The organism is uncultured Serinicoccus sp., assembly GCF_947500995.1.
GTDB lineage: Bacteria > Actinomycetota > Actinomycetes > Actinomycetales > Dermatophilaceae > Ornithinicoccus.
The window spans coordinates 1-2,381 of the sequence record NZ_CANMUA010000020.1 but is presented as its reverse complement, the minus strand read 5'-3'; the positions used below and the strand labels follow the sequence as shown (position 1 = coordinate 2,381).

4 protein-coding genes are annotated in these 2,381 nt (G+C 65.6%); 1 reads left to right on the top strand and 3 read right to left on the bottom strand.

Annotated elements, in window-relative coordinates; genetic code table 11:
• Nucleotides 1-51: 51 nt before the first annotated feature.
• From Q0967_RS17235 to Q0967_RS17225, 3 genes are all read right to left on the bottom strand, one after another.
• Complete coding sequence (locus tag Q0967_RS17235; RefSeq protein WP_298753169.1) at nt 52-318, bottom strand: hypothetical protein; 267 nt, start codon at nt 316-318, stop codon at nt 52-54.
• Nucleotides 319-654: 336 nt separating this feature from the next.
• Nucleotides 655-1,185 (bottom strand): putative immunity protein, encoded by a 531-nt coding sequence (locus tag Q0967_RS17230; protein WP_298753171.1) that lies wholly within the window; start codon nt 1,183-1,185, stop codon nt 655-657.
• A gap of 67 nt (nt 1,186-1,252) precedes the next feature.
• The gene (locus Q0967_RS17225) at nt 1,253-1,765 is read right to left on the bottom strand and encodes a hypothetical protein (protein WP_299451284.1); all 513 of its coding nucleotides are present in this window, start codon (nt 1,763-1,765) and stop codon (nt 1,253-1,255) included.
• Nucleotides 1,766-1,923: 158 nt separating this feature from the next.
• Here Q0967_RS17225 and Q0967_RS17220 point away from each other — a divergent pair, with 158 nt between their 5' ends.
• Entirely contained in the window at nt 1,924-2,205 is a 282-nt protein-coding gene (locus tag Q0967_RS17220; protein ID WP_298753177.1) for a hypothetical protein, read from the top strand.
• Nucleotides 2,206-2,381 lie beyond the last annotated feature (176 nt).

The window sequence follows — 2,381 nt, the reverse complement described above, 5'->3', positions numbered from 1 at the left end:
ATGCCCTACCCGCGCTGACCGCCTGACAACCCCTGTCGAAGGAGCACAGCGCTACACCACTACCCGGGACTTGACCTCGTCCCCGTCGTGTCCTGGCTCGTGAACTCTCGAACCTGCGGCACCTGGACGGCGGGCCATCATGCGCTGATTCATCTTCATGCCGAGCCACAACATGGCGGGAACGAAGAAGGCCGCCCAGACCACCCCTCCCAGGATCGACAGCAGGAGCGGTTCCCCGAACATGAGCATGCTCGCGGCATAGAGGACGGCGGCAAAGAAGAAGAACACCGCCGCGGCCTTCCAGTTGATGCCTCGCATCACATCCGACCCTCCTGCCTCCTCGGTGCGTCGCCGCCAGCACTGGCGAGGCCCCCCAGATACTTGCGTCCTCGGACTGTTGTACGGGACTGTACTCGCCGTCGCCCAGAGCGCCGGCAGGAACTGTGACCGGTGATGCGCCTCCGAACTCCCTCTATGACGCCTCCACCCTGGTCCACTTGAATGCCCCGAGCGTCTGACCTGACAGCGCGGCAACGACCAGTCAGACCGACACGGTCCTCGCCGTGACTCCCACGGCGGCGCCGACCGGCGACATCCGCGGTCATGCCGCTGTCGGCGTGATGCGCGACCGCCCAGCTATGAGTCGGGGACCACCTATTGCTCGCGAAGTGCCAGGTCGAGGTCGCTCACGAGTTGCTTGACCCGACTTCGGCCGCGTGGAAAAGCGGGATAGCGATTCAGGACGGCCAGGAGGGTGGGCGTGGCGCGGGTACGGGCTCTGGTCAAGGCAGTGCCTGCTGCCGCTGGATCACCGGCTGCCGCTTCCGCTGCCAGGGCTGCGTGCGCGCTGCTGCGCAGAATGTGTGCCACTTGGTCGCCCTTCGCGAAGGGGTGCAGATACGCGGACGCTGCCGCGTCGCCGGCGGCCGACGCAGCGTGTGACGCGACGGTGGCATGCATCTCCTTCGCTGCACGCTGGGCCTCGACAGCAGCCACTCGCTGCAGTTTGGACCGTGGATCGCCTGCGGCGAACAGTTTCGCCGCCTCGATCGCAGCCATGATCCGGGGATCTACCGGCGCGTCCAACAGTGCGACGGCCTCCTCTGCCGAGGCTAGAGCGAAGCGGGTCACTTCGCGAAGCTCGTCTGTCGTCAGCTGGAAGTAGAGGCCAGGGTCGACGGGCATTGCACCAGCCTGCCACGCGCGCGGCCCGGTCCCTGTGGGCCATGCGCGCTCATGCCGCAGGTCGGTCCTAGGGTTCGACGAGGGCCAGCCGCTGCTGCGGGTCCCACTCGTAGGTGTCGTCACACCGGTACCCCCTCAGCCAGACATCGTGATCGACGACGCGCAGATAGAAGCCCTTTGGGTACAGCTCGTCGTCACTGAGCGGTTTCGCGGCGACGTGGATGGCCCCGGTCGGTGCTCGACCCCCGGACAAGACGGAATCGGGTGCGTTTAGCTGATGCATGGTGGCCAGCCGTAGGAACGGGCCGCTGATGACCGGGCAGAGCTGGAAGCCGTGCTTCCGTGTCGCCTCGAAGACCTGCGACTGGGTACCGCCGGCCGGCAATCCAAGTTGCTGCGCGGTCCGCTCGACGAACCGCAGATCCTCACTCCGTGGATCATCGAACACTGGGTGCTCAAGCAGTGTCTCGGCGTGGGCGTTGAGTCGCACGCCACACTCTCGAAGGCGTTGTAGGAGGACGCGCCGCGGCTGTCCGCCAACGCGCACGGTCTGACCCCCGAGCTCTGCGACGTGTGTCATGGGCACCATTCTCGCTGGCTCGACACCTCAGACGTCTCGAAGAAAGATAACGTCGTCAAGCCGGCATGGAAACGACCGGATTTGCCGCGAGGGGTGTCAGGGTCTGGATCGGTCGCTTGGGTCCGGTGGACGAGCCGTGCCGGGGTAGCCTCGGAGTCGTGGCCACCAATGCGGAGCGGCGCGCCGCCCGGGAGAAGATGGCCGCCTATCACCAGGTCGAGCTGGCCAAGCTGGTTGGCCGTGTAGGTCAGGCTGTTGACGAGTTCCGCGCCGGCCAACTCGACGCTTTCGCTGTCGACCAGGTCCTCTATCAGTACTCGCGAGCGGCGAAAGAGTTGTGGAAATTCTGCAACCTTGGGTCCAACGAGCCGAGCACTTTTCCGTTCCAGGACGAACTGTCGATCGACTGGTGGGAGCGCGGCGCACCTCGACGGCAATGACCTCTCGCAGCCTCAGTCGCACGGGTATGTCGAGGTCATCTATCGAGTATCCGGGCAGCCGATACGCTGCCGTGACAGCTGGTAGGGAGGACGCGATGCCACAACGCACACTGCAGGTTCTCCCGGTCCTTGCCCTCCTGCTGAGCCTCGTCGCCTGTGAGCGTAGCGGGGTTCAC

What these genes read in the sequence shown, in the direction of transcription:
- Q0967_RS17235 (WP_298753169.1), bottom strand. Translation starts at nt 318, where the DNA reads ATGCGAGGCATCAACTGGAAGGCCGCGGCGGTGTTCTTCTTCTTTGCC.
- Q0967_RS17230 (WP_298753171.1), bottom strand. Translation starts at nt 1,185, where the DNA reads ATGCCCGTCGACCCTGGCCTCTACTTCCAGCTGACGACAGACGAGCTT.
- Q0967_RS17225 (WP_299451284.1), bottom strand. Translation starts at nt 1,765, where the DNA reads ATGACACACGTCGCAGAGCTCGGGGGTCAGACCGTGCGCGTTGGCGGA.